This is a genomic window from Streptomyces canus, assembly GCF_030815415.1.
GTDB lineage: Bacteria > Actinomycetota > Actinomycetes > Streptomycetales > Streptomycetaceae > Streptomyces > Streptomyces canus_F.
The window spans coordinates 10,036,808-10,059,767 of the sequence record NZ_JAUSWW010000001.1 but is presented as its reverse complement, the minus strand read 5'-3'; the positions used below and the strand labels follow the sequence as shown (position 1 = coordinate 10,059,767).

At 69.4% G+C, this 22,960-nt stretch carries 19 protein-coding genes and 2 pseudogenes; 18 read left to right on the top strand and 3 right to left on the bottom strand.

Translation table 11 applies throughout. The features are described from left to right. Positions 1-19 precede the first annotated feature (19 nt). The 12 genes from QF037_RS46995 (at position 20) to QF037_RS46940 (ending at position 12,194) form a co-directional block, all read left to right on the top strand. Positions 20-1,102 carry an RNA polymerase sigma factor gene (locus QF037_RS46995; protein WP_307036265.1) on the top strand — a complete coding sequence of 361 codons (1,083 nt, stop codon included), beginning with the start codon at positions 20-22 and terminating at the stop codon, positions 1,100-1,102. Positions 1,103-1,245: 143 nt separating this feature from the next. Beyond that, positions 1,246-2,187, top strand: a complete 942-nt coding sequence (locus QF037_RS46990) for an ABC transporter ATP-binding protein (protein ID WP_307036263.1) — start codon at positions 1,246-1,248, stop codon at positions 2,185-2,187. Then, positions 2,184-2,954, top strand: a complete 771-nt coding sequence (locus tag QF037_RS46985) for an MlaE family ABC transporter permease (RefSeq protein WP_307036261.1) — start codon at positions 2,184-2,186, stop codon at positions 2,952-2,954. The genes QF037_RS46990 and QF037_RS46985 overlap by 4 nt, the downstream gene beginning before the upstream one ends. An 11-nt stretch (positions 2,955-2,965) precedes the next feature. Next, positions 2,966-3,790, top strand: coding sequence for an MlaE family ABC transporter permease (locus QF037_RS46980; protein WP_307036259.1), 825 nt, complete (start codon positions 2,966-2,968; stop codon positions 3,788-3,790). Between the two features lie 5 nt (positions 3,791-3,795). Then, positions 3,796-5,043 carry an MCE family protein gene (locus QF037_RS46975; RefSeq protein WP_307036257.1) on the top strand — a complete coding sequence of 416 codons (1,248 nt, stop codon included), beginning with the start codon at positions 3,796-3,798 and terminating at the stop codon, positions 5,041-5,043. After that, positions 5,040-6,077, top strand: coding sequence for an MCE family protein (locus tag QF037_RS46970; RefSeq protein ID WP_307036255.1), 1,038 nt, complete (start codon positions 5,040-5,042; stop codon positions 6,075-6,077). The genes QF037_RS46975 and QF037_RS46970 overlap by 4 nt, the downstream gene beginning before the upstream one ends. Further along, on the top strand, positions 6,074-7,177 hold the full coding sequence (locus QF037_RS46965) for an MCE family protein (RefSeq protein ID WP_373463908.1): 1,104 nt from the start codon (positions 6,074-6,076) through the stop codon (positions 7,175-7,177). Before QF037_RS46970 ends, QF037_RS46965 begins: the two co-directional genes overlap by 4 nt. Then, the gene (locus QF037_RS46960) at positions 7,174-8,307 is read left to right on the top strand and encodes an MCE family protein (RefSeq protein ID WP_307036253.1); all 1,134 of its coding nucleotides are present in this window, start codon (positions 7,174-7,176) and stop codon (positions 8,305-8,307) included. Before QF037_RS46965 ends, QF037_RS46960 begins: the two co-directional genes overlap by 4 nt. Positions 8,308-8,327: 20 nt before the next feature. After that, a complete protein-coding gene (locus tag QF037_RS46955) occupies positions 8,328-9,614 on the top strand; it encodes an MCE family protein (RefSeq protein ID WP_307036251.1) in 1,287 nt (428 codons plus the stop codon). Then, positions 9,611-10,888, top strand: a complete 1,278-nt coding sequence (locus QF037_RS46950) for an MCE family protein (protein WP_307036249.1) — start codon at positions 9,611-9,613, stop codon at positions 10,886-10,888. The genes QF037_RS46955 and QF037_RS46950 overlap by 4 nt, the downstream gene beginning before the upstream one ends. Then, complete coding sequence (locus QF037_RS46945) at positions 10,861-11,388, top strand: hypothetical protein (RefSeq protein WP_307036247.1); 528 nt, start codon at positions 10,861-10,863, stop codon at positions 11,386-11,388. Before QF037_RS46950 ends, QF037_RS46945 begins: the two co-directional genes overlap by 28 nt. A gap of 50 nt (positions 11,389-11,438) precedes the next feature. Continuing rightward, positions 11,439-12,194 carry a hypothetical protein gene (locus tag QF037_RS46940; protein ID WP_307036245.1) on the top strand — a complete coding sequence of 252 codons (756 nt, stop codon included), beginning with the start codon at positions 11,439-11,441 and terminating at the stop codon, positions 12,192-12,194. A 347-nt stretch (positions 12,195-12,541) separates the two neighbouring features. On the opposite strand, the gene fumC is transcribed toward QF037_RS46940, so the two are convergent. Next, complete coding sequence (fumC, locus tag QF037_RS46935) at positions 12,542-14,026, bottom strand: class II fumarate hydratase (RefSeq protein WP_307036243.1); 1,485 nt, start codon at positions 14,024-14,026, stop codon at positions 12,542-12,544. After that, positions 14,023-15,681 carry an NAD-dependent malic enzyme gene (locus QF037_RS46930; protein ID WP_373463996.1) on the bottom strand — a complete coding sequence of 553 codons (1,659 nt, stop codon included), beginning with the start codon at positions 15,679-15,681 and terminating at the stop codon, positions 14,023-14,025. Before QF037_RS46930 ends, fumC begins: the two co-directional genes overlap by 4 nt. A gap of 887 nt (positions 15,682-16,568) precedes the next feature. Here QF037_RS46930 and QF037_RS46925 point away from each other — a divergent pair. Further along, positions 16,569-16,742 (top strand): hypothetical protein, encoded by a 174-nt coding sequence (locus tag QF037_RS46925; protein ID WP_307036239.1) that lies wholly within the window; start codon positions 16,569-16,571, stop codon positions 16,740-16,742. A 102-nt stretch (positions 16,743-16,844) separates the two neighbouring features. Then, positions 16,845-17,844: pseudogene (locus tag QF037_RS51545) on the top strand (IS630 family transposase). A 14-nt stretch (positions 17,845-17,858) separates the two neighbouring features. Here QF037_RS51545 and QF037_RS46910 read toward each other — a convergent pair. Continuing rightward, positions 17,859-18,457: pseudogene (locus tag QF037_RS46910) on the bottom strand (TSUP family transporter); the annotation flags it as partial. Between the two features lie 329 nt (positions 18,458-18,786). Here QF037_RS46910 and QF037_RS46905 point away from each other — a divergent pair. The 4 genes from QF037_RS46905 (at position 18,787) to QF037_RS46890 (ending at position 22,909) form a co-directional block, all read left to right on the top strand. Beyond that, the gene (locus tag QF037_RS46905) at positions 18,787-19,092 is read left to right on the top strand and encodes a heavy-metal-associated domain-containing protein (protein ID WP_307036237.1); all 306 of its coding nucleotides are present in this window, start codon (positions 18,787-18,789) and stop codon (positions 19,090-19,092) included. A 107-nt stretch (positions 19,093-19,199) separates the two neighbouring features. Then, the gene (locus QF037_RS46900; protein ID WP_307036236.1) at positions 19,200-21,521 is read left to right on the top strand and encodes a heavy metal translocating P-type ATPase; all 2,322 of its coding nucleotides are present in this window, start codon (positions 19,200-19,202) and stop codon (positions 21,519-21,521) included. A 174-nt stretch (positions 21,522-21,695) separates the two neighbouring features. Further along, positions 21,696-22,148: a DUF6153 family protein gene (locus QF037_RS46895; RefSeq protein ID WP_307036234.1), complete on the top strand. Its 453-nt coding sequence runs from the start codon at positions 21,696-21,698 to the stop codon at positions 22,146-22,148. A 95-nt stretch (positions 22,149-22,243) separates the two neighbouring features. Further along, on the top strand, positions 22,244-22,909 hold the full coding sequence (locus QF037_RS46890; RefSeq protein WP_307036232.1) for a DUF305 domain-containing protein: 666 nt from the start codon (positions 22,244-22,246) through the stop codon (positions 22,907-22,909). The last annotated feature ends 51 nt before the right edge of the window (positions 22,910-22,960 follow it).

Below are 22,960 nucleotides of genomic sequence, written 5' to 3'. Positions count from 1 at the left end.
GGCCCTCATGGCGATGGACATGCCTGCTGAGACGGAGGCGGCCATGGCTGCCGGGACGGAGGCGGACCACGACCGTTGGCAGCGCATGTGGAGCCACCGCGAGCAGTTGCTCAAGGTGGCCCGGCGCAGGTCGATGAGCCCGGAGGACGCCGAGGACGCCGTGCACGAGGCGATGCTGCGCGCCGCCGAGCGCCCGGACCTCGACGACGAGCGCCTCGGCGCCTGGCTGACGACCGTGACCATGCGGCTGTGCGTCGACCGCTACCGGCAGGTCAACCGCGAGGCCGAGGTTCGCGCCAGCCCCAGGCTGGTCGCACTGGGCCCGGTACCCGTCGAGGAGGCGGTGTGCGACCGGGCCGAGGCGAAGTGGCTGGCCGTGCGCAGCGGGGAGCTGCCCGCCCGGCAGGCGGAGGCGCTGCGGCTCAGGTCCGAGGACCTGGACGTCGGCCAGGTCGCCATGCGGATGGGGCTGAGCTATCGGACCGTCGAGTCGCTGCTCGCCCGGGCCCGGCGGACGCTGCGCGCCTCGCTGGCAGGGACGCTCGGGGTGGCGCTCTTCCTGCTCGGGCGCGGACGGCCGAGGGGAGGCGGGAGGGCACAGGCCCTGGCCGTCACCTCGACGGCCGCGACCCTGGCGGTGGCGGGGTTCGTGCTGCCGTACGCGCTCGACGGGCGCGGGGACGGTCCGGCTCCGCGGCCCTCCGTGTCCGGGACCTCGGAGGTGGTCACGACCGACGGGGACGGCCGGGTGCGCGCGCCGGAGCCGCGCGAGTCGTCGCCCGCGTCGGTGGCTCCCGGCGACGGTCCGGCGGGAGCCGCGGCCGACGGCGGATCGGTGCTGCCGCTGTCCGTGCCGCCCTTGCCCGAGGTCTCCGCGCCCCCGCTTGCGGGGCTGCCGGCGCCCGAGGTTCCCGAGGCCCTGGGCGTGCCTGAGCTGCCGGACACATCAGACTTGCCGAATATCCCCGCTGTGCCGGATGTGTCGGTCGAGTCCACTGTTCCCTCAGTGACGTCGGTGTCGTCGATCTCGTCGGTTCCGGACACGTCCGTCGTCGTGCCGTCTGCTCCCTTCTCCCTCCCCGACGCGACCGAGCTCCCGTAAACGCGCAGGTCCAGAGGCCGGTGAGGCCGCCTGCCCCGCCGCCCGCAAATCCGTCCGAAAATATCGGCCTCGTCGCGACGGACGGGCCGCCCCTCCCCGTAGAGCAGATGTCGGAGCTGCTCCACGGCTGAAGGGTGGACCGGATGGGTGTCGAGATCTGTGTGGAAGGGCTGACCAAGTCCTTCGGTCACCAGGTCATCTGGCAGGACGTCTCGCTGACGCTGCCCGCTGGGGAGGTATCGGTCATGCTCGGCCCCTCGGGCACGGGCAAGTCGGTGTTCCTCAAGACGCTCGTCGGGCTGCTGAAGCCGGAACGGGGCTCGATCAAGGTCGCCGGGAGAGACATCACCAAGCTCCGTGAGCACGACCTGTACGAGGTGCGGAAGCTGTTCGGGGTGCTGTTCCAGGACGGCGCGCTGTTCGGCTCGATGAACCTGTACGACAACATCGCCTTCCCGTTGCGCGAGCACACCCGGAAGTCCGAGAGCCAGATCCGGCGGGTCGTGCTGGAGAAGATGGACATGGTCGGGCTGATCGGCGCCGAGGGGAAGCTGCCCGGCGAGATCTCCGGCGGTATGCGCAAGCGGGCCGGGCTGGCACGGGCCCTGGTGCTGGACCCCGAGATCATCCTCTTCGACGAGCCCGACTCGGGCCTCGACCCCGTACGCGTCGCCTACCTCAACCAGCTGATCGTCGACCTCAACGCGCAGATCGACGCCACCTTCCTGATCGTCACGCACGACATCGCCTCGGCCCGCCAGGTGCCGGACAACATCGGGCTGCTGTTCCGGCGCGAGCTGGTGATGTTCGGTCCTCGCGAGAAGCTGCTGACCAGCGACGAGCCCGTCGTACGCCAGTTCCTCAACGGCCGGATGCAGGGGCCGATCGGCATGGCTGAGGAGAAGGACGCCGCCCAGGTCGAGCAGGAGCTGGCACAGCTCGGCGACGGCGAGCACACGACGCCCGGCGGTCAGGAGCTGCCTCCCCGCCTGCTGCCGGGTCCGGGCATCACCAGGCCGCCCCGCTGGGAGGCCATCGCGCGACGGGAGTCCGAGCTGCACCGGAGGGAGGTGGCCGGAGCGTGAGCCTGTCACCGACCGGAGCGCTGCGGCACGCGGGCAATTTGTTCGCGATGGCGCTGGACGTCGTGCGGACCATACCCCGACGGCCCTTCCAGGCGCGGGAGTTCATCCAGCAGGCGTGGTTCGTCGCGAGCGTCACTATCCTGCCCACGGCCCTGGTGTCGATCCCCTTCGGGGCCGTCATCGCCCTCCAGATAGGCAGCCTGACCCGGCAACTCGGCGCCCAGTCCTTCTCGGGTGCCGCCTCCGTCCTCGCCGTCCTGAGGGAAGCCTCGCCGATCGTCACCGCGCTGCTGATCGCGGGCGCGGGCGGCACGGCCATCTGCGCGGACCTCGGGGCGCGCAAGATCCGGGACGAGATCGACGCCATGCAGGTACTCGGCATCGACCCGATCCACCGGCTGGTCGTACCCCGCGTACTGGCCTCCATGATGGTGGCGGTGCTGCTCAACGGCCTGGTATCGGTCGTCGGCGTGGCCGGCGGCTACTTCTTCAACGTGATCCTCCAGAACGGCACGCCCGGCGCGTATCTGGCGTCGTTCACCACTCTCGCCCAGATCTCCGACCTGTGGGCGGCCGAGCTGAAGGCGCTGGTGTTCGGGGCGATCTCCGGGATCGTCGCTTCGTACAAGGGGCTCACCGCGAAGGGCGGCCCCAAGGGCGTCGGGGACGCGGTCAACCAGTCAGTGGTGATCACCTTCATGTTGCTGTTCGTGACCAACTTCGTGATGACCGCGGTGTACTTCCAAGTCGTCCCGCAGAGGGGCTGAGGGAACCGACGATGCGACCTCTTCGACTCCTCGACCGCCCGCTCCGCTCGCTGGAGGAGTTGGGCACCCAACTCTCCTTCTACGGCCGCTCGCTCGCGTGGACGGGCCGCACCCTGCGCCGCTACAAGAAGGAGATCGTGCGGCTGCTCGCCGAGGTGAGCTTCGGCCGCGGGGCACTGGCCGTCGTCGGCGGCACGGTCGGCGTCATCGCCTTCCTGTCGTTCTTCACCGGTACCGAGGTGGGCCTCCAGGGCTACGCGGCCCTCAACCAGCTCGGCACCTCCAACTTCGTGGCCTTCCTGTCGGCGTACTTCAACACCCGGGAGATCGCCCCGCTGGTGGCCGGACTCGCCCTGTCCGCCACGGTCGGAGCCGGGTTCACCGCACAGCTCGGAGCGATGCGGATCAGTGAGGAGACCGACGCCCTTGAGGTGATGGGCGTGCCCTCGCTGCCGTTCCTGGTGACCACCAGGATGGTCGCCGGTTTCGTCGCCGTGATCCCGCTGTACGTGATCGGCCTGCTGTCCTCCTACCTCGCCGCCCGCACCATCACCACCAGCTACTACGGGCAGTCGACCGGCACGTACGACCACTACTTCCACCAGTACCTGCCGCCCGTCGACGTGCTGTGGTCCTTCGGCAAGGTGATCGTCTTCGCCGTCCTGATCATCCTGGTGCACTGCTACTACGGCTACTACGCGAGCGGCGGACCCGCCGGGGTCGGCGTCGCCGTGGGCCGCGCGGTGCGGACCTCGATCGTCGCCATCAACGTCCTTGACTTCTTTCTGAGCCTCGCGATCTGGGGCGCCAACACGACCGTACGGATCGCGGGGTGAGGTCGATGAGAGTACTGAGACTCAGGTTGTACGGCATCGCTTTCACAGTCGTGCTCGCGCTGCTGCTGTCGCTCGCCGTGGCCGTCTACCAGCAGGCGTTCACCTCGGTGGTGCGCATCAAGCTGGAGGCCGGCAGCCTCGGCAACCAGCTGGACCCGCGCGCCGACGTCAAGCTGCGCGGCCTGCTGGTCGGTGAGGTGCGCTCGGTGCGCGCGGACGGTGAGAAGGCGACCCTCGACATCGCGCTCAAGCCGGAGTACGTCGCGTCCATCCCGTCGGACGTGCACGCCCGGCTGCTGCCCAAGACGCTGTTCGGCGAGAAGTACGTCGACCTCGTCGCACCGCGCGGCTCCTCGGCCCGGCCCATCCGTGCCGGGGACGTCATCACCCAGGACCGTACGAAGGCGGGCATGGAACTGCAGAAGTTGCTGAACGACCTGCTGCCGTTGCTGCGCACGGTCAAGCCGGCTGAACTGAACGCCACACTCTCGGCGTTCGCCACCGCGCTGGAGGGTCGCGGCGACCGGATCGGCGACAACCTCACCCGGGTCGAAAGCTATCTGCGCCGCCTCAACCCGCACTTGCCGTCCCTCAGGGAGGACATCTCGCGCTTCGCCGATGTCGCCGAGGTGTACGGGGACGCGGCGCCCGACCTGATGCGGATCCTGCGGAACACGGTCACCACCAGCCGCACGATCGTCGAGAAGAAGGACCGGCTGGCCGCCGCGCTCCGCACCACCGCGACCGTCGCGGGCACCGGTGAGGACTTCTTCGACGCGAACGGCGACCGGCTGATCACGCTGGGCCGGGTCTCCCGCCCCACCCTGGAGCTGTTCGCCCGCTACTCACCCGAGTACCCCTGCCTCCTCGAAGGGCTGGTCCGGCAGGAGAAGGCGTCGGAGGAGGCGTTCCGGGGCGGCCGGATGCGGATCACCCTTGAAGTCGTACGCCCGCAGGCCGCATACGAGCCCGGCGATGAGCCGCGTTACGCCGAGCGGTCGGGGCCGAACTGCCGGGGTCTGCCCCGTCCGCAGGTGCCCGCACCGCACACGGATCTCAACGACGGTACGTCGCCCGGTGGTTCGGGCGGCGCCCTGCCCGGAGGTGTCGACGTGTCCGCCACCGAGGCCGAGCAGCGGGCCGTGGGCTCGCTCGTGGCCCCCGTCATGGGCGTACCGGCGGACGAGGTGCCGCCCATCGCGACCCTGTTGTTCGGCCCGCTGGCCCGGGGAACGGCGGTGAGCGTCGCATGAGGACCACAGGAGCCCGTCAAACCGCCGCCCCGCTGGTCAAGTTCGGCCTCTTCGCGCTGGTCACGCTCCTGGCGACGGCTCTGCTCGCCGCCACCATCGTCAACATCTCCTTCGCGCCGAAGGACACGTACCGGGCGGTGTTCAGCGATGTGACCGGCCTGGAGGAGGGCGACGACATCCGCGTGGCCGGAGTACGGGTCGGCGACGTCGAGGGCATCCGGATCAAGGACCGGACGCTGGCCGAGGTGACCTTCACGGTCACCGCGGACCGCCCGCTACTCACCAGTACCGGCGCGGTCGTCCGCTACCGGAACCTGGTCGGGCAGCGGTACATCGCGCTCACCGAGGGCGCCGGCGACAGCACCCGGCTGCGGCCCGGCGGCACCATCCCGCTGTCCAGGACCCAGCCCGCGCTGGACCTCAACGCGCTGCTGAACGGCTTCAAGCCGCTGTTCGCCGCGCTCAGCCCGAACGACGTCAACCAACTCGCCACCGAGATCATCAAAACCCTGCAGGGCGAGGGCGGCACCGTGAACAGCCTGCTCGCGCACACGGCGTCGCTCACCACGACGCTCGCCGACCGCGACGAGCTGATCGGCTCCGTGATCGACAACCTCAACTCCGTACTGAAGACGCTCGACCAGCGCGGCGGCCGTTTCTCCGGACTGCTGAAGCAGCTGCGACGGGTGATCTCCGGACTGTCCGCCGACCGCAAGCCCATCGGGAAGTCCCTGGTGAGCATCGGCGACCTCACGGAGGCCACGTCGGGGCTCCTGCACGACGCCCGCCCGCCACTGAAGGACGACATCGCCGAGCTGGGCGAGCTCACCGGAACGCTGAACAGGAACGAGAAGACCGTGGAGGGCGTGCTGAAGCGGCTGCCGAACAAGCTCACCGAGCTGACGGGGACGGCGTCCTACGGCTCGTGGTTCAACTTCTACCTCTGCGACTTCGACGGCCGGATCGTGCTGCCGAAGACGGAGCAGGTGCTCACCCCCGAGTTCCACGTGGCGCGGGCGAGGTGCGGCGCATGAGGATCCGCATCGTGCCGCGCAGGACGCGGCGCCGCCGCCCCGAGCCCCTGGTGAAGGTGCGCGTCCTGCCACCGAAGCTGCCGAGGATCAGGCTGCCCCGGAACGTGGGCCGCCCGCGGCTGAAGCCGTTCCGGGACCGCAACCCCGTGGTCGTCGGCGCGGTCGGTCTCACCACCCTCGCGTTGCTGACCGTGGCCGCGTTCAACGCCGACAGCCTGCCGGTGATCGGCGGGGGCGAGACGTACAGCGCCGCCTTCTCGGAGGCGGGCGGCCTCAAGACGGGCGACGAGGTGCGGATCGCCGGGGTCAAGGTCGGCAAGGTCGAGGACGTCGATCTGGACGGCGACCACGTCAAGGTGACCTTCAAGGTCAAGGGCGACCCTGACTTCGGTACCGAGACCGGTGCGTCGATCCGGGTCAAGACGATCCTCGGCGCGAAGTACCTGGCGCTGCAACCGAAGGGGTCGGGCCACCTGAAGCCGGGCAGCGAGATCCCGCTGCGGCGGACGGTGTCCGCGTACGACGTCGTGCAGGCGTTCAGCGACCTGACCACCACGACGGAGGAGGTCGACACGGAGCGGCTCGCGAAGGCGCTGGACACGATCTCCACCACCTTCCAGGACTCGCCCGCGGAGGTGCGGGCGTCCATCAAGGGACTGTCACGGATCTCCCGGACGGTGGCCTCGCGCGACAAGGCGCTGCGCGAGCTCCTCGACCACGCGAACGGAGTCACCGGGGTGCTGGCCCAGCACTCGAAGGACTTCTCCGCGCTGGTGAAGGACGGCGACAAGCTGTTCAAGGAGATCAGCAAGCGGCGCGAGGCGATCCACCAACTGCTCAAGAGCTCCGCCCTCCTGGGCATCGAGCTCTCCGGCCTGGTCGAGGACAACCGCAAGGAGATCGGGCCCGCGCTCAAGAACCTCAGCACCTTCGTCAGGATGCTCCAACGCAACCAGGCGAGCCTGGACCGGAGCGTCAAGCTGCTCGCGCCCTATGTCCGGGTATTCACCAACACCCTCGGCAACGGCCGCTGGTTCGACTCCTACGTCCAGAACCTGGTCGCCGCCCCGGTGGTGCCACGCACGGGAGGCTCACGATGACCAGGCGCCCGTCCGTCCCACGCACCCTGGTACTGCTCACCGCACTCGCGGTCGTCGCCGCGCTCGCCGTCGCGCTGTGGCCGCGGCCCGGGACCGTCCGGGTCACGGCGTACTTCCCGCGCACCGTCGGTATCTACCCCGGCTCGGACGTCCGCGTCCTCGGCATCCGCATCGGCGAGGTCAAGCGGATCACACCGGAGGGCAGCCGGGTGCGCGTCGAGCTGGAGTACGAGGAGGGCCGCAAGCTGCCCGCCGACGCGCAGGCCGCCATCATCAATTCCTCGGTGGTCAGCGACCGTTACGTGCAGCTGCTGCCGGTCTACCGGAAGGGCCCGGTGCTGCGGGACGGCGACGTCATTCCCGAGTCGCGCACCGCCGTCCCCGTCGAGCTGGACCGGATCTTCGACAGCCTGCACACCACGTCCGAGGCGCTCGGCCCGAAGGGCGCGAACAAGGGCGGCTCCCTGTCGCGGCTGCTGGGCGTGAGCGCCGACAACCTCGAAGGCCAGGGCGAGAACCTCAACCAGACCGTCGAGGATCTCTCGCAGGCCGTCACCACCCTGTCCGACGGGCGCGGTGACCTGTTCGGCACCGTACAGAACCTCCAGGTGTTCACAGCCGCGCTGGCGGCCGACGACCAGAGCGTGCGGTCGTTCAACGGCAGCCTCGCCAAGGTGGCGGAGCAGCTCGCCGGGGAGCGCAAGGACCTCGCGGCGGCGCTGAAGCACCTGGGCGCGGCACTCGGCGACGTGTCGGAGTTCGTGAAGGAGAACAAGAAGTCACTGGCCTCGAACGTGCAGGGCCTCAGCAAGGTCACCAAGGTCCTGGTGACCCAACGCGCCGCGTTGGAGGAACTGTTGGAGGTCGCCCCTACGGGCCTGTCGAACCTGCAGAACGCCTACAACGCCTCCGCCGGCACCCTCGACACCCGCAACAACCCCGAGGAGCCGCAGGACCCGGCATCCCTCCTGTGCTCCCTGCTGAAGACGACCGGGAACAAGGGCGGCAAGCACCCCGACTGCGCGGAGCTGAAGAAACTCTTCGACTCCCTGCCCGAGGCACCGACGGCTCCCGCGGTGACGGGCACGGTCGACCGAACGCTCGGCGGGATCCTGGAGGCCCGAGCATGAGCCCACGTAAGAGCCGAGTCATGAGCGCATCGCGCAGGGGACGGTTGGCCGCGTGGTCGGCCGCCGGTTCGCTGCTGCTGTCGGGCTGTCAGTTCAACGGCTGGTACGACGTCCAGCTCCCCGGAGGAGCGGCGGCGGACGGCCGCGCGTACCACGTCACGGTCGAGTTCAGGGACGTACTGGACCTGGTGCCGCAGTCGGCGGTCAAGGTCAACAACGTCACCGTGGGCGCGGTCGAGAAGGTGGAGCTGGACGGCTGGCACGCCCGGGTGCGGCTGCGCGTCGCCGACTCGGTGAAACTCCCCGCCAACGCGGTCGCCGAACTCCGGCAGACCAGCATGCTCGGCGAGAAGTACGTGGCGCTGTCCGCGCCGGTCGGCACCGCGCCCGTCGGACGGCTCCGCGACGGCGACCGCGTCCCGCTGTCCCGCAGCGGTCGCAACCCGGAGATCGAGGAGGTGCTGTCCGCCCTGTCCGCGCTCCTCAACGGCGGCGGCGTCGCCCAGCTCAAGACGATCACCGTTGAGCTCAACAAGGCCCTGGAGGGCCGCGAGAACCGGGTCAGATCCCTGCTCGCGGAACTCGACACGTTCCTCGGTGGCCTCGATGGGCAGCGCACGGAGATCGTCCGCGCCCTCAAGGGCATCGACCGGCTGGCCAAGCGACTGAGGAAGGAGAAGAAGACGATCGCCGAGGCCGTCGACACGCTGCCGCCCGCGCTGAAGGTCCTCGCGGACCAGCGCCGCGACCTGACGCGGATGCTCACCGCTCTGTCGAAGCTGGGCAAGACCGGCACCCGGGTCGTGAACGCCTCGCGGGACGACGCCGTCGCCAACCTCAAACACCTGAGGCCGATCCTGCAGCAGCTCAACAGGGCGGGCGACGACCTGCCCAACTCCCTCGAACTGCTGACCACTTATCCGTTCCCGCGCAACGTGGTCGACGCTGTCCAGGGCGACTACGTCAACCTCGCGGTCACCGCCGACCTCGACCTGGCGAGCATCTACGGCAACGTCCAGGACAAGCCCGGCGAGTCCGGCGGCTCCGGTGGGGGGACGACGGCTCCAACCCCCCCAAACCTGCCCGACCAGCCGAACCTCCCGGACGCGCCCGGCGTCCCGACGCCGACCGCGCTGCCCAACGCCCCGGAGGTTCCGGTCGAGCCCTCGGCGCCCACGGACGGCGGTGACCTGCTGTGTCCGCCGGTGTGCACCGCGGGCTACGGCCCCCCAGGGGACTCCGGCCGCCTCCCGGCGGGGATCGACCTCGCGCTCGCCGAGCTCATGCTGAAGGGACTACAGCCGTGATCACCCGTATGGTCAAGGCCCAGCTGCTGGCCTTCGCCACCCTCACCGCCGTCGGGGTGTCGTACGTCGGCGCCGAGTACACGGGCCTGGTGGACAACGTCCTCGACCGCGGCTATACCGTGCGGGCCGACTTCGCCGCGTCCGGGGGCATCTTCTCCGGCGCCGAGGTCACCTACCGAGGGGTGCCGGTGGGCCGGGTGGGCGAGCTGCGGTTGTCCGGCTCAGGGGTGTCGGTGGCCCTGGAGATCGAGGACGACGCGCCCCGTATTCCGGCCGACACCCTGGCGGTGGTCGCCAACCGTTCGGCGGTGGGCGAGCAGTACGTCGATCTGCAACCGCGGCGGACCGGCGGCCCGTACCTGCTCGACGGCAGCCCGATACCGCGCGAGCGCACCCGGGTGCCGCTGCCCACCACTGACCTCGTCGTCAGCCTCGACCGGCTGGTCAAATCGGTCGGCAAGGACGATCTGCGCATCACCGTCGACGAACTGGGCAAGGCCTTCGCCGGCACCGGGCCACGGCTGAGCCGGCTCGTGGACTCGGGGAACGAACTGGTCGAGGCGGCGTCCGACACGCTCCCGGAGACGATCTCGCTGATCGAAAACTCGCGGACGGTGCTCAAGACACAGTCCGACCAGGGTTCGGCCATCAAGTCGTTCTCCCGCGATCTGGCGGCGCTCACCGCCGAGTTGAAGTCGAGCGACGGGGACCTGCGCCGGCTGATCGGCAACGTGGTGCCCGCCGCGCAGGAGGTCGACTCCCTGCTGAAGTCGACCCGGCCGGATCTGCCGGTTCTGCTGGCCAACCTCATCAGCGGCGGCCAGGTCACCGTGGCGCGGCTGCCGGGAGTCGAACAGGCCCTGGTCACCTTCCCGGTCGTCGTCGCCGGCAGCTACACGGTCATCCCGGGCGACGGCACCACCCACTTCGGCCTCGTCCTGGGCGCCGACGACCCGCCGGCGTGTACCCAGGGGTACGGCGGGACGCGGCGTCGCGACCCTGCCGACACCAGCACCCGCCCGGCGAACACCGACGCGCGCTGCACGGCACCGCGCGGCAGCGACACCTCGGTGCGCGGCGCGCAGAACGCCCCCGGCGCGTCGGCGGGTTCGTACGGCGCCGACCAGGCCGCCTACGTCACCCCGTACGACCCGGACACCGGCACCGCCACCGGCCCGGACGGGACACCCGTCGAGATCGGGTCGACGGGCGGCGAACAGACCGTCTTCGGAAAGGAGTCCTGGCAATGGCTACTCGTCGGACCGATGGCATGAACGCCGACAGTGGGAAGCGGGGGCCCCGCAGGGCGCTGTCCGCAGGGCTCGTCGTCGCGACCGTCCTGACGACCGCGCTGTCGGTCTGGCTCGCCGTGGGGCTGACCGGGCAGCGCGCGGCAGAGCAGCGGCGCCAGGACGTCCTGGCGGCGGCCCGCCAGTCGGCGCTGAACTTCACCTCGCTCGACTACCGCCACTACGAGCGGGACAGCGGGAACGTGCTCAAGAGTGCCACCGGCGACTTCAAGAAGCAGTTCGCCGCGCAGACCAAGCAGTTGACCGAACTGGTCGCCGAGAACAAGTCCGTGTCCGAGGGACAGGTCCTCGAAGCGGGCATCGTGCGGTCCGACGCCCGGTCCGCCCGGGTCCTGGTCGTCGCCGACAGCAAGGTGACCAACACCGCCGTGCCCAACGGAGAGGCACGCACGTACCGGCTCCAGCTCGACCTCGTACTCGATGACGGCCAGTGGCTGACGTCCGACGTCGAGTTCGTGGGCTGACGACCGGCCTCCCGTACGAACAGCAGACACGAGAGTTGAGGACAAAGACCGTGGCGAACACGACCTCGCGAGGCCGGGGCGTCGGCTCCCCCGCCCGCCGCACGATGACCGCGGCCGCCCGCGCGGCGGCCAAGCGCACCCGGCGCGTGGAGCACCCCGCGGACGAGGCACCACCACGGGGTGAGGAACGGTACTCCGGACGCACGGTGGTGATCGATGTTCCGGGCGGCTGGGACGACCCGCCGGAGCCGGACCAGGTGCCTGAGTCCGAGGAGGTGCCGGAAAGGAGTGCGTCCGTACGGCCCTGGCGACGGCTGCTCTCCATGGCGCTCTGCGTCGTGCTCGTGGCTGGTCTGGTCGCCATCGCCGTGCTCGGGTGGCAGTACCGGGAGGGGCGGCGCGCGGAACAGGCGCGGGGAGAGGCGCTCGCGGCCGCGCGGAAGGCGGCGCCCGTCGTCCTGTCGTACGACTACCGGCATCTCGACCGGGACTTCGCCCGGGCCCGCACCCACCTGACCGGCACCTTTCGCGAGGAGTACCGCAGGACCACGAAGACGGTCGTCGGACCGACCGCCACGAAGTACCACGGCGTGGTGAAGGCGACGGTGGCGACACCCGCGGGCGGTGGCCGGCCCGCGGCGTCCGTCGTGTCGACCGGACCGGACAAGGCCGTGGTTCTGCTGTTCGTCAACCAGGTCACCACGAGCACCCAGGTCACGGGGTCCCGCGTGGATCTGAACCGGGTGCGGATGACGCTCACCCGCACCGCCGAGGGCTGGAAGGTGAGCGCCGTGGACGCGCTCTAGGACGCCGGCGCCGACTCAGCTCAGCCGGAGTGCCACCGTAGGGGCTTCCCGCAGCATTGCCTCCGGGTCCGGCACCACCCTGTGACCCTCAGAATGAGAAGTGACTCCACCACAACGGCGACTGCACCGACAGCACCGCCACCGACCGATTCACGACGCCTGAGAAGACGGCGGCCCCGGCGTAGCGAAACCCCCGCCTCTCCCAGGACGGGGCCGTTACTCGGAGTGGCCCCGGCGTGTGACGCCCTGCCGGGGACGCCAGGCGCGCACACCATCAGGGCACGGCCCCTCCTTCCTGAACGTCGACCAGGCCCTCAGCGCCTTCCTCGACCAGCGCCCCCGCCCCTTCATCCATGCCGTTCGGTCAAGCCAGCCATGGCGGCTGGATCGACGATGCGGTCGAATGCCTCAGCATCGATGTATCCGGAGGCCAATGCCGCCTCGCGCAGAGTGGTCCCCTCGTCGCCGGCTTTGTGGGCGATCGCGGAGGCCTTGTCGTAGCCGATCACCGGGGAGAGGGCGGTGACCAGCATGAGTGACCGGTCGACGTAGTCGTCGATCTGACCGCGGCTGAGCTCAGTGCCCTCGATGCAGTACTCACGCAGCTTGGTGCACGCGTCAGCGAGGATGGTGGCTGCGTGCAGGAAGTTGTTGATGATCATCGGTCGCATGGCGTTGAGTTCGAAGTTGCCCTGAGAGCCGGCAAACGCGATGGCGCTGTCCTCGCACAGCACCTGGATGCAGACCATGAGCATCGCCTCGCACTGGGTGGGGTTGACCTTGCCCGGCATGATCGAGGAGCCTGGCTCGTTGGCCGGGAGGATCAGCTCACCCAGACCGCAGCGGGGACCGGAGGCCAGCCACCGGATGTCATTGGCGATTTTCATCAGTGGCACGGCAAGGGCCCGCAGCCCGGCGGAGGCACCGGCCATTGCGTCCAGGCCACCCTGGGCGGCGAACTTGTTGGCGGCCGTGGTGAACGGGTAGCCGGTCGCGGAGGCGATCTCGGCGGCGACCTGTTCGGCGAATCCGGGCGGGGCGTTGAGCCCGGTGCCGACCGCTGTGCCGCCCGCGGCGAGCTCGTACAGACCCTGGGCGGAGTCGGTGACGCGGTCGACGGCTTGGGCCAGTTGGTGGGCGTAACCGGACCACTCCTGCCCGACGGTGAGCGGGACCGCATCCTCCAGGTGGGTGCGGCCGATCTTCACCACGTCGTGCCACTGCTCGGCCTTGGTCTCGATGGCCTGTCGCAGCGCCTGCACGCTGGGCAGCAGGTGCTCGTGAACCGCCTTGACCGCGGCGATGTGCACGGCGGTGGGGAAAGTGTCGTTGGAGGACTGCCCCATATTGATGTGGTCGTTGGGGTGGATCGGGGACTTACTGCCCAGCTCGCCACCTGCCAACTGGATCGCCCGGTTGCTGATCACCTCGTTGACGTTCATGTTGGACTGGGTTCCGGACCCCGTCTGCCACACGTACAGCGGGAAGTGGTCGTCGAGCTTGCCCGCGATGACCTCGTCGGCGACTTTCTCGATCAGGTCGGCTTTCCAGGCCGGCAGCCGACCGCCACGCCCGTTGACGATCGCGGCAGCCTGCTTTACGTAGCCGTAGGCACGGTAGACGGCCTTGGGCATCCGGTCATCCCCGATGGAGAAGTGAATCAGGGAACGCTGGGTCTGCGCCCCCCAATAGCGGTCGGCGGGAACGTCGACGGGGCCCATGGAGTCGGTCTCCCGCCGGGTGCCGGTCGCGTCCAGTCCGACCGGGATGTCGAGGATCTTCGGGGCCTGGTCCTCTCCGGCCTGGTCGCCGCCGTTGTCCTGCGCGGTCATGACGTCGCTCCGTCCCCGTAGACCGGTTCCCACATGGCCTCCCGGACGGCCTGGCCGGGGTCGGTCGGCTTGACGGTGGCCACGCCCTCGTCGACCGCAGCCTCGACCACGGCCGTCGCGGTGATCACCGAGGACTTCCGGAGGTTTTCCACGGGCGGCAGCAGGCTGGCGCCCGGTTCGGTCGGGTGGACCTGGTCGGCGACCGCCTGTGCGGCGGCGAGCAGCATGCCCGCGGTCACCTGGGACGCCCCGGAGACGATGGTGCCCAGGCCCAGCCCCGGGTACAGCAGCGCGTTGTTGGCCTGCCCGATCTCGTAGGTCACGCCGTCGTACTCCACGGGCGGGACGGGGACACCGGAAGTCACCAGCGCCTTCCCCCCGGACCAGGCGATGACGTCGGCGGGCATGGCCTCGATGCGGGAGGTGGGGTTGGAGATCGGGAAGATGATCGGCCGCTCGGTGGCGGCGGCCATGGCCTCGACGACCTCCCGGGTGAACGCCCCGTGCGCCGTGGATGTCCCCAGCAGGATGGTCGGCTCGGCCCGCCGGACGGTTTCCAGTAGCGAGATGGCGCCGTCGTCTTTGGCCCAGTCCGCGACGTCGGCGGGATCGCGCGCGTAAGGCTGCTGGTAGTCCCGCAGGTCGGTCATGTCCTGGGTGAGCAGTCCATGCTTGTCGATCAGCCACACCTGTGCGGTGGCCTGCCCAGCATCCGCGCCGTCGCGGATCATCGCCTCGCGCAACTGGTCGGCGATGCCCACCCCCGCGGTGCCGGCACCGAAGACGACCAGCTTCTGGTCCCGCATCGGTACGCCGCTGACCTTGATGGCCGACAACGCGGCAGCCAAGGTGATGGCGCCGGTCCCCTGCATGTCGTCGTTGAAGATCCGGTAGGTGCCGCCGTAGGTGTCGAGAATCCGCCGGGCGTTACTGGGGCCGAAGTCCTCAAAGTGCAGCAACGCGCCTGGGAACATCGACGACACGGTTTCCAGGTACTTCTCGATGAACGCGTCATAGTCGGCGCCGCGGACCCTGGGGTGCCGGTTGCCCAGATAAAGCGGGTCGTTCAGCAGTGACTCACGATCCGTGCCGACGTCCAGTGACACAGGGATGACACGCCGCGGGTCAATGCCGGCTGCCGCAGTGTAGACAGCGAGTTTGCCCACCGAAATCTGGATCCCGCCTACGCCCCAGTCCCCGATCCCCAGGATCTCCTCGGCGTCGGTGCACACGATCAGGTCCACGTCCTGAGGTCCGAGCTGGAGCGTGGCGAAGGCCTTTTCGATGTCATCCGCCTGGTCGATGGACAGGAAGACGCCTCGCGGGCGGCGGTACTCGTAGGAGTACTTCTCGATCGCCTCGCCGACCGTGGGGTCGTAGACGATCGGCAACAGCTCCACGAGGTGATCAGTAAGCAACTTGTAGTACAAGGTCTCGTTACGGTCGTGCAGCTGTTCCAAGTACACGTTCTTGGCCAGATCGGTATTCTGCGCCTGCAACTGCTGGTAAGCGCGCTTCGCCTGCTGCTCCAGTGCCAACACCCCAGGCGGCAACCGCCCGGTCAAGCCCAGCTCATCCCGCTCTGCCTGCGTGAACGCCACACCCCGGTTGCGGAGTGGATCCACCAGGGCGCCTGGAGTAGCAGGGGTCCGCACGTTCCTCTTAGTCACAGAGCGCTCCAATTTGTGCGTGCATGGAATTCTGCGTCGGCCCGAACGGACCGCCCCAGCGGTGTGCCGACATGTCGGCGGGGGTAGCAGCCTGCGGCTGGCCCACCGGCCGGTTGCTGCTAGGAATGCTGCTAGGAACCACAGCGACGAATTCCCCAGGCCGCTCCCCGCAAACCGATAAAGGTCTCACGATTGGCAGCGCCTCGCGTCTCACCGACTCCCGTCCCCGCAAGCAACTCAACCGGCCATGCACGGGGAGGGAAAGAGGCCCCTTCCTCGAATACTCGAATCGGGACGCTCGAATTAAGGAGCTGCTCTTGATCCGCAGTGGATCAGCGAGCGTCGTCAGCTGCGGTCAATCGCGAGGCAGTGGGGTAGGTCGTCCTCGCACTGGTTCGTACGTGGGCAATCCTGACAACGCAGCGAGTAGTCATACCCGGCGTCAGGAGCCCGCTAGGGATTGCGGGGCAGCCCTTAGCCGGCGGCGTCCAATCTTCGCCGCCGGGAAGATCTCGTCAGCTCGGGGACCCCGGCACTGTTCAACAGCATCGGAAAAGCTCCTCAGCTGGGTAAGCGCGAGAGACTGGGGCCGCGCCGTCCTGTAATGCAAATCATTATACATTTTCGGGCCCGCGGCCGATGCATTGCCTGGCCTTTTGCGACCTGGAGGGTTTACCGCCGAAGGTGGCGATGACGCCAGACGACCCAAAGGTAAGCAGAATAATGTCGCACGAATTGGCTATAAGTTAGCAAACGAAAAGCAAAGATCGCCCATTGCGGCATCATGAAGCGTTTGGCGTTTCTTTACTCGGTTGGATTCGTGGAGCGCGTCTGCCCGTGACTGTTCTTGATCGCTGCGGCACGACCGCCCCATGCGCCACACACATGGGGCGCTGCCGCCCAAAGAGCAGGAGAAGCGGTCAGTGCGGCGCCGGCGTCCGGCCGCCACGCGGGAAGGCCGCGAGCGGTACGAGCCCTACCGCTGGCAGGTCACCGACCGAGGCCTGACCAGGGACGCCCTCAAGGTCTGCATGAGGGAACTCTGAACCGCTCCGGGATCGGTCTATGCGTTACTGACTTCGGCTCGTCAGGGTGATCTTTCGCGAAGTTCCTGGTGAGGGCGGGTTGTTGGCCGTATCCAGTGGTGTGTGAGGTATGCGGATGGGGGCGGACTGACCGCTGCGGGGCGTCAGCGCCGGGAGACCGTACGGATGCAGGCGGCCGAGCTGTTCGAGCAGAGGATCAAGCCGCCGGAGGTCGCGCGGCGGCTGCGAGTGAGCCGGAAATCCGCCCATCAGTGGCACCAGGTGTGGTGCTCGCCGCGTATCTCGAGCAGGGACCGGCCGCGCACGGCTGGGTGGAGGACCAGGTGTGGACCGGAGCGCGGGTGGCCACTCTGATCGGCAGGAAGTTCCATGTCTCCTACAGCGTCTGGGGGGCCACCAGGTTGATGCACCGGCTCGGCTTCAGCCCGCAGGTGCCCGCGCGGCGGGTGGCCGAACGCGACGAGCAGGCCGCGCAGGTGTGGAAGGAGGCGACCTGGGCCGAGGTAAGAGAGCCAGGGCGGCATGCGGAGGCTACATCTGCTTCGAGGACGAGGCAGGCTTCACCCGACGGCCGCCCAAAGGACGCACGTGGGGCCGACGCGGCCACACACCGGTCGTGACGGTCAGTGGGCGGCGCTCGGGACGCTTGTCAGTCGCCGGACTGATCGCCATGCGGCCCGGCTCCCGCCCCCGACTCTGCCACCGCCTGCGCACCCACCCCGCCGGCAAAGGCAAGCGACGCAGCCTGGGCGAACGCGACTTCATCGCCCTGATCGACGGCGCCCACCAGCTGCTCAAGGCCCCGATCGTGCTGGTGTGGGACCGGCTGAACACCCACGTTTCCCACAGGATGCGGCAGTTGATCACCGAGCGCGAGTGGCTGACGGTGTTCCTGCTACCTGCCTACTCGCCGGACCTGAACCCTGTCGAGGGCGTGTGGGCCCACGTCAAACGCAGCCTGGCCAACCTCGCCGTCGTCGCACTCGACCGACTCGAAGTCCTCGTTCGCAACCGCCTCAAGCGCCTTCAGTACCGGCCCGACACCCTCAACGGATTCATAGCCGGAACCGGCCTGGACCTCGACGCGCCAACGTCACCCTAACCAGCCGAGGTCAGTAGGGAGAGCAAGGCGTAGGTGGCGGCGCCAACCACGGAGGTGACGAAGGTGGAGGCCAGCGCGGCGGATGCGACGGTGGCGACCGGCACTCCGCGGCCGACCAGGATCGGGCCGAGCAGGGAGCCGCCCCCGATCCCGTAGATCCCCCCGGCCACCCCGACAGCCATCGCCAGCACGGTCGTGGCGCGGGGCGAGGGCCGTGTGGTGAGACGGCCTGACGCCGGGCGAAGGGTGCGCAGCCACAACCACTGCCCCAGTGGCAGCAGAAGCACGGCGATAAGGAGACGGAAGACGCGCGGACCCGGAACGGCGAAGACGCGGATCACCGTTCCGACGACCACGCCGGGCACAGTGCCCATGATCAGCAGACGGATCAGTGGCCCGCCCAGGCGCCCGGCCTTGCGGTAGCGCAATAGGGCGCCGGGGCCGGCCACGACGTTGAACAGCAGGTTCGTCGGTGTCACCGCCGGGCTCGGTACCCCCAGGAACTCACCTGCACGGGCAGTAGAAACACCGCGCCGGAGACGCCCGCTGGAGCGGTGGCCACCGATATCAAGAGCCCGGCAGCGAATGCGAGCAGTCCTGTCGACCAGGTCACCGCAGGCCCCCTCTGAGAGATCGTCGGCCCAGTATCAGCACCGGGGACGTCCACTGGTCGAGTGCATCCCGCTCTCCTGCACCGACGCCGGCGCGATCAGCCGCATCTCAAGACGGTGAACAACCCCATCGAAAGTCACGACTAAGCCACGCTCCGCACACCCCACCCGCCTCCTACGCGCCGGCACCTGCGACATCACGGCCCGGGGATTTTGGGCGGCACCACAGGGCTGAAATACCCCTAGGGGGTATATTGTCGATTCGCATCGGGAGGAGCAGGGATCAAGCCCCTTCCGGAGCACTCACGCATCGACACCCGAGGAAGAAGCCATGACCGACCAGAAGAACTCCGGCTCCTGCTGCTCCACCGACGGTTCCTGCCACTCCGGCAACTCCGGCACCGCAGCCGACGTCCAGGGCGTCGGGGTCACCACCGTCTACAAGGTGTCCGGCATGACCTGCGGCCACTGCGAGGGCGCCGTCTCGCAGGAGATATCCGCGCTGGACGGCGTGACCGCAGTCAAGGCCGTCGCCGACTCGGGCGAGGTGACCGTCACCTCCGCCGCCCCCCTCGACGAGGAGGCCGTCCGCGCCGCCGTCGACGAGGCGGGCTACGAGCTCGTCGGCAGGGCCTGAGCCCACCTGGGGCTGCTCGCCCCAGGCACGCGATTTCCTCCCCGCCGGGACGCACCGCTCCGCTGATACGGACGCCGTGCGTCCCGGCCTTCCCCAGGAGAATCTCCATGACCAGTACGGCTCCCGAGACGACGCTCCCCGGCAGGGCGCCCGCGTCCGCCTCCGAGGTCGAGCTCTCCATCGGCGGCATGACCTGCGCCTCGTGCGCGGCCCGCATCGAGAAGAAGCTCAACCGCATGGACGGGGTCACCGCGACCGTCAACTACGCCACGGAGAAGGCGAAGGTCTCCTACGAGGGCGGGATCGAGGTGGGCGACCTCATCGCCACCGTGGAGAAGACCGGATACACGGCCGAACAGCCGCCTCCCCCCACTCCACCGGCCGGCACCGACGGCGCGGTCCAGACGGCTCCGCCCGCCGCGGACGGCGAGTTGGTCTCCCTTCGGCAGCGTCTGTTCGTCTCGCTCGCACTGTCGGTGCCGGTCGTGCTGATGGCGATGGCCCCTGCCCTACAGTTCGACAACTGGCAATGGCTGTCGCTGACCCTGGCCGCACCGGTCGTGGTCTGGGGTGCCCTCCCCTTCCACAAGGCCGCCTGGACGAACGCCCGGCACGGTGCCGCGACCATGGACACACTGGTGTCCATCGGCACGCTCGCCGCCCTCGGCTGGTCGCTGTGGGCGCTGTTCTTCGGGCACGCCGGGATGCCGGGCATGCGGCACGGCTTCGAGTTCACCATCTCCCGCTCGGACGGCTCCTCCTCCATCTACCTGGAGGCCGCGGCCGGCGTGACGACATTCATCCTCGCCGGGCGCTACCTGGAGGCCCGCGCCAAGCGGAAGTCGGGCGCGGCACTGCGGGCGTTGTTGGAGCTGGGGGCCAAAGACGTCGCCGTGGTGCGAGACGGGAGGGAAGTACGGATCCCCGTCGGGCAGTTGGCGGTCGGTGACCGCTTCGTCGTACGTCCCGGGGAGAAGGTCGCCACCGACGGCATGGTCGTCGAGGGCGGCTCCGCCGTGGACGCCGCCATGCTCACCGGCGAGTCGGTGCCGGTGGACGTGAGTGTCGGCGACGCGGTCACCGGCGCGACCGTGAACGCCGGCGGCCGACTGGTCGTCGAGGCCACCCGGGTCGGCTCGGACACCCAGCTCGCGCGGATGGCGAGGCTCGTCGAGGACGCGCAGAACGGCAAGGCCGAGGTGCAGCGCCTCGCCGACCGGATCTCCGGTGTCTTCGTGCCCGTGGTCCTGCTGATCGCTGCGGCAACCCTCGGCGGCTGGCTCGGCGTCACCGGCGACGCGACCGCCGCCTTCACCGCCGCCGTCGCTGTGCTGATCATCGCCTGCCCGTGCGCACTCGGGCTCGCGACGCCGACCGCGCTGATGGTGGGCACGGGGCGCGGCGCCCAGCTCGGCATCCTCATCAAGGGCCCGGAGGTCCTGGAGTCCACCCGACGCGTCGACACCGTCGTCCTCGACAAGACCGGGACCGTCACCACCGGCCGCATGACCCTCCAGGACGTGTACGTCGCCGAGGGCGTCGACGAGGGCGAACTGCTGCGTCTGGCGGGCTCGTTGGAGCACGCCTCCGAGCACCCGATCGCCCAGGCCATCGCGGCCGGTGCCATCGAGCGGGCCGGAAGTTTGCCGGTACCGGAGGACTTCGAGAACGTCGCCGGCCTCGGCGTGCAGGGGGTGGTCGACGGGCACGCGGTGCTCGTCGGGCGCGACGAGCTCCTCGCGATGGGGGTCCCCCCGCTCGAGCGAAGCCGAGAGTGGGGGAGGGCCATCGAGCTGCCCCGTGAGCTGGCTGAGGCCAAGGCCGCGGCGGAGGCCGAGGGACGTACGGCGGTCGCCGTCGCCTGGGACGGCGAGGCACGCGGTGTTCTCACCGTCGCCGACGCGGTCAAGGAGACCAGCGCCGAGGCAGTGGCCGAACTGCGCCGACTGGGCCTCAAGCCCGTCCTGCTGACCGGCGACAACCAGCTCGTCGCCGAGTCGGTCGCCAGGGCGGTCGGCATCGACGAGGTGATCGCCGAGGTCCTGCCCCAGGACAAGGTGGACCTGGTCAAGCGGCTTCAGGCGGAGGGCCGTACGGTCGCGATGGTCGGCGACGGCGTCAACGACGCGGCCGCCCTGGCCACCGCCGACCTGGGCCTGGCCATGGGCACCGGCACGGACGCGGCGATCGAGGCGGGCGACCTGACCCTCGTACGTGGTGACCTGCGGGTGGCCGCCGACGCGATCCGCCTGTCCCGCAAGACCCTGGCCACCATCAAGGGCAACCTCTTCTGGGCCTTCGGCTACAACATCGCCGCCCTGCCGCTGGCCGCCGCCGGCATGCTCAACCCGATGATCGCGGGCGCCGCGATGGCCTTCTCCTCGGTCTTCGTCGTGACGAACAGCCTGCGCCTGCGGTCATTCAAGTAGCTGTGCGCGCCCGAGCGATCAGCCCGCGGGCCAGGAGCAGCTGTGAGGGCCGCCTCGGACACTCCGGGCCGAGGCCGGTGACCGAATCGGATGGCTGTGCACCGACGGCGCCCTCCGAGCGCGTTGGGTAATGTCGGAGAGCCAATGCGGAACTGCCAGGGACAGGACTTCGGAATGCAGGCGAGCCGGAACGTACGCGCGGGAGGCGCCCTCGGGCACCTGCTGCTCGTCGTCGTGCTCGCGTTCGGCGTCTTCGCGATGCACACCCTGGGCCATCCCGACGAGGCGTCCCATGCCGCGATGAGTACCGCGTCCCACGCGGCGCCGATGGACGCGACTGCCACGGCCCACGACCCCATGAGCGCCGGCGCCGTCACAGGGGCGGCAGGCCATGCGTCGGAGCCCGCGGACTCGTCCACGCATGAGCCCGCCATGGCGATGGACATGCTCTCGCTGTGCGTGGCGGTCCTGTTCGGCGCGTGGGTGCTCGCCACGCTCCTGAAGTCAGCGTTCGCCCGCCACCAGGAGTGGCTGGCGCGGCTCCTGGCCCAGGTCGCCGTCGTACTGCGGCCCAATCCCCCGCCACGCGGACCTGATCTCACCCAGCGGTCGGTGCTGCGGCTGTAGGCCGAACCGCACTCGCGGACGAGTACACGCGCGATCCCGCGACTTCGCGTACGCCCAAACAGCCACCAGAACCGACATACGAGGTGAAATTCACCATGACTGCCTTCACGCGCGCCCTGCGCCGCAAGCCCGCCCGCCGTATCGCCGCCGCGGGCCTCGTCACCGCCGGCGCCCTGTTCCTCGCCGCCTGCGGCGGCGACGACATGAGCGGCATGGACCACGGCAGCGACAACAGCTCGGCATCCGCGACGGCGACCGTCCAGGCGGGGGAGGCCGGTAAGTCCGGGGACTTCAACGACGCGGACGTCAGCTTCGCGCAGATGATGATCCCGCACCACGAGCAGGCCCTGGAGATGGCGAAGCTCGCCGACGGCCGCGCCTCCGACACCGAGGTCAAGGACCTCGCCACCAAGATCGAAAAGGCCCAGGACCCGGAGATCACGGCCATGAAGGGCTGGCTGGAGTCCTGGAAGCAGCCGACCGCGGCGGAGTCCATGCCCGGGATGGACCACGGGGGCCACGGCAGCGGCGACGGCATGATGTCCGAGGCGGACATGGACGAGCTCAAGGCCATGAAGGGCACCGCGTTCGACAAGGCGTTCGCCGAGATGATGATCGAGCACCACCACGGCGCGATCACCATGGCCAAGGACGAGCAGAAGAACGGCAAGAACGCCGACGCCAAGAAGATGGCCGGCGACATCGTCACGGGACAGTCCGCCGAGGTGAAGCAGCTCCAGAGCATCCTCGACCGGCTCTGACCCCCACGGCGCGCCGCACGCTCGATCCGCGCCGCGCACCGAGCGCCCGGG

Bases quoted from the DNA above. Each gene is read 5' to 3' on its own strand.
- QF037_RS46995 (WP_307036265.1), top strand. From the start codon at position 20: ATGCCTGCTGAGACGGAGGCGGCCATGGCTGCCGGGACGGAGGCGGAC.
- QF037_RS46990 (WP_307036263.1), top strand. From the start codon at position 1,246: ATGGGTGTCGAGATCTGTGTGGAAGGGCTGACCAAGTCCTTCGGTCAC.
- QF037_RS46980 (WP_307036259.1), top strand. From the start codon at position 2,966: ATGCGACCTCTTCGACTCCTCGACCGCCCGCTCCGCTCGCTGGAGGAG.
- QF037_RS46975 (WP_307036257.1), top strand. From the start codon at position 3,796: ATGAGAGTACTGAGACTCAGGTTGTACGGCATCGCTTTCACAGTCGTG.
- QF037_RS46970 (WP_307036255.1), top strand. From the start codon at position 5,040: ATGAGGACCACAGGAGCCCGTCAAACCGCCGCCCCGCTGGTCAAGTTC.
- QF037_RS46965 (WP_373463908.1), top strand. From the start codon at position 6,074: ATGAGGATCCGCATCGTGCCGCGCAGGACGCGGCGCCGCCGCCCCGAG.
- QF037_RS46960 (WP_307036253.1), top strand. From the start codon at position 7,174: ATGACCAGGCGCCCGTCCGTCCCACGCACCCTGGTACTGCTCACCGCA.
- QF037_RS46955 (WP_307036251.1), top strand. From the start codon at position 8,328: ATGAGCGCATCGCGCAGGGGACGGTTGGCCGCGTGGTCGGCCGCCGGT.
- QF037_RS46945 (WP_307036247.1), top strand. From the start codon at position 10,861: ATGGCTACTCGTCGGACCGATGGCATGAACGCCGACAGTGGGAAGCGG.
- fumC (WP_307036243.1), bottom strand. From the start codon at position 14,026: ATGACCGCGCAGGACAACGGCGGCGACCAGGCCGGAGAGGACCAGGCC.
- QF037_RS46925 (WP_307036239.1), top strand. From the start codon at position 16,569: ATGCGCCACACACATGGGGCGCTGCCGCCCAAAGAGCAGGAGAAGCGG.
- QF037_RS46905 (WP_307036237.1), top strand. From the start codon at position 18,787: ATGACCGACCAGAAGAACTCCGGCTCCTGCTGCTCCACCGACGGTTCC.
- QF037_RS46900 (WP_307036236.1), top strand. From the start codon at position 19,200: ATGACCAGTACGGCTCCCGAGACGACGCTCCCCGGCAGGGCGCCCGCG.
- QF037_RS46895 (WP_307036234.1), top strand. From the start codon at position 21,696: ATGCAGGCGAGCCGGAACGTACGCGCGGGAGGCGCCCTCGGGCACCTG.
- QF037_RS46890 (WP_307036232.1), top strand. From the start codon at position 22,244: ATGACTGCCTTCACGCGCGCCCTGCGCCGCAAGCCCGCCCGCCGTATC.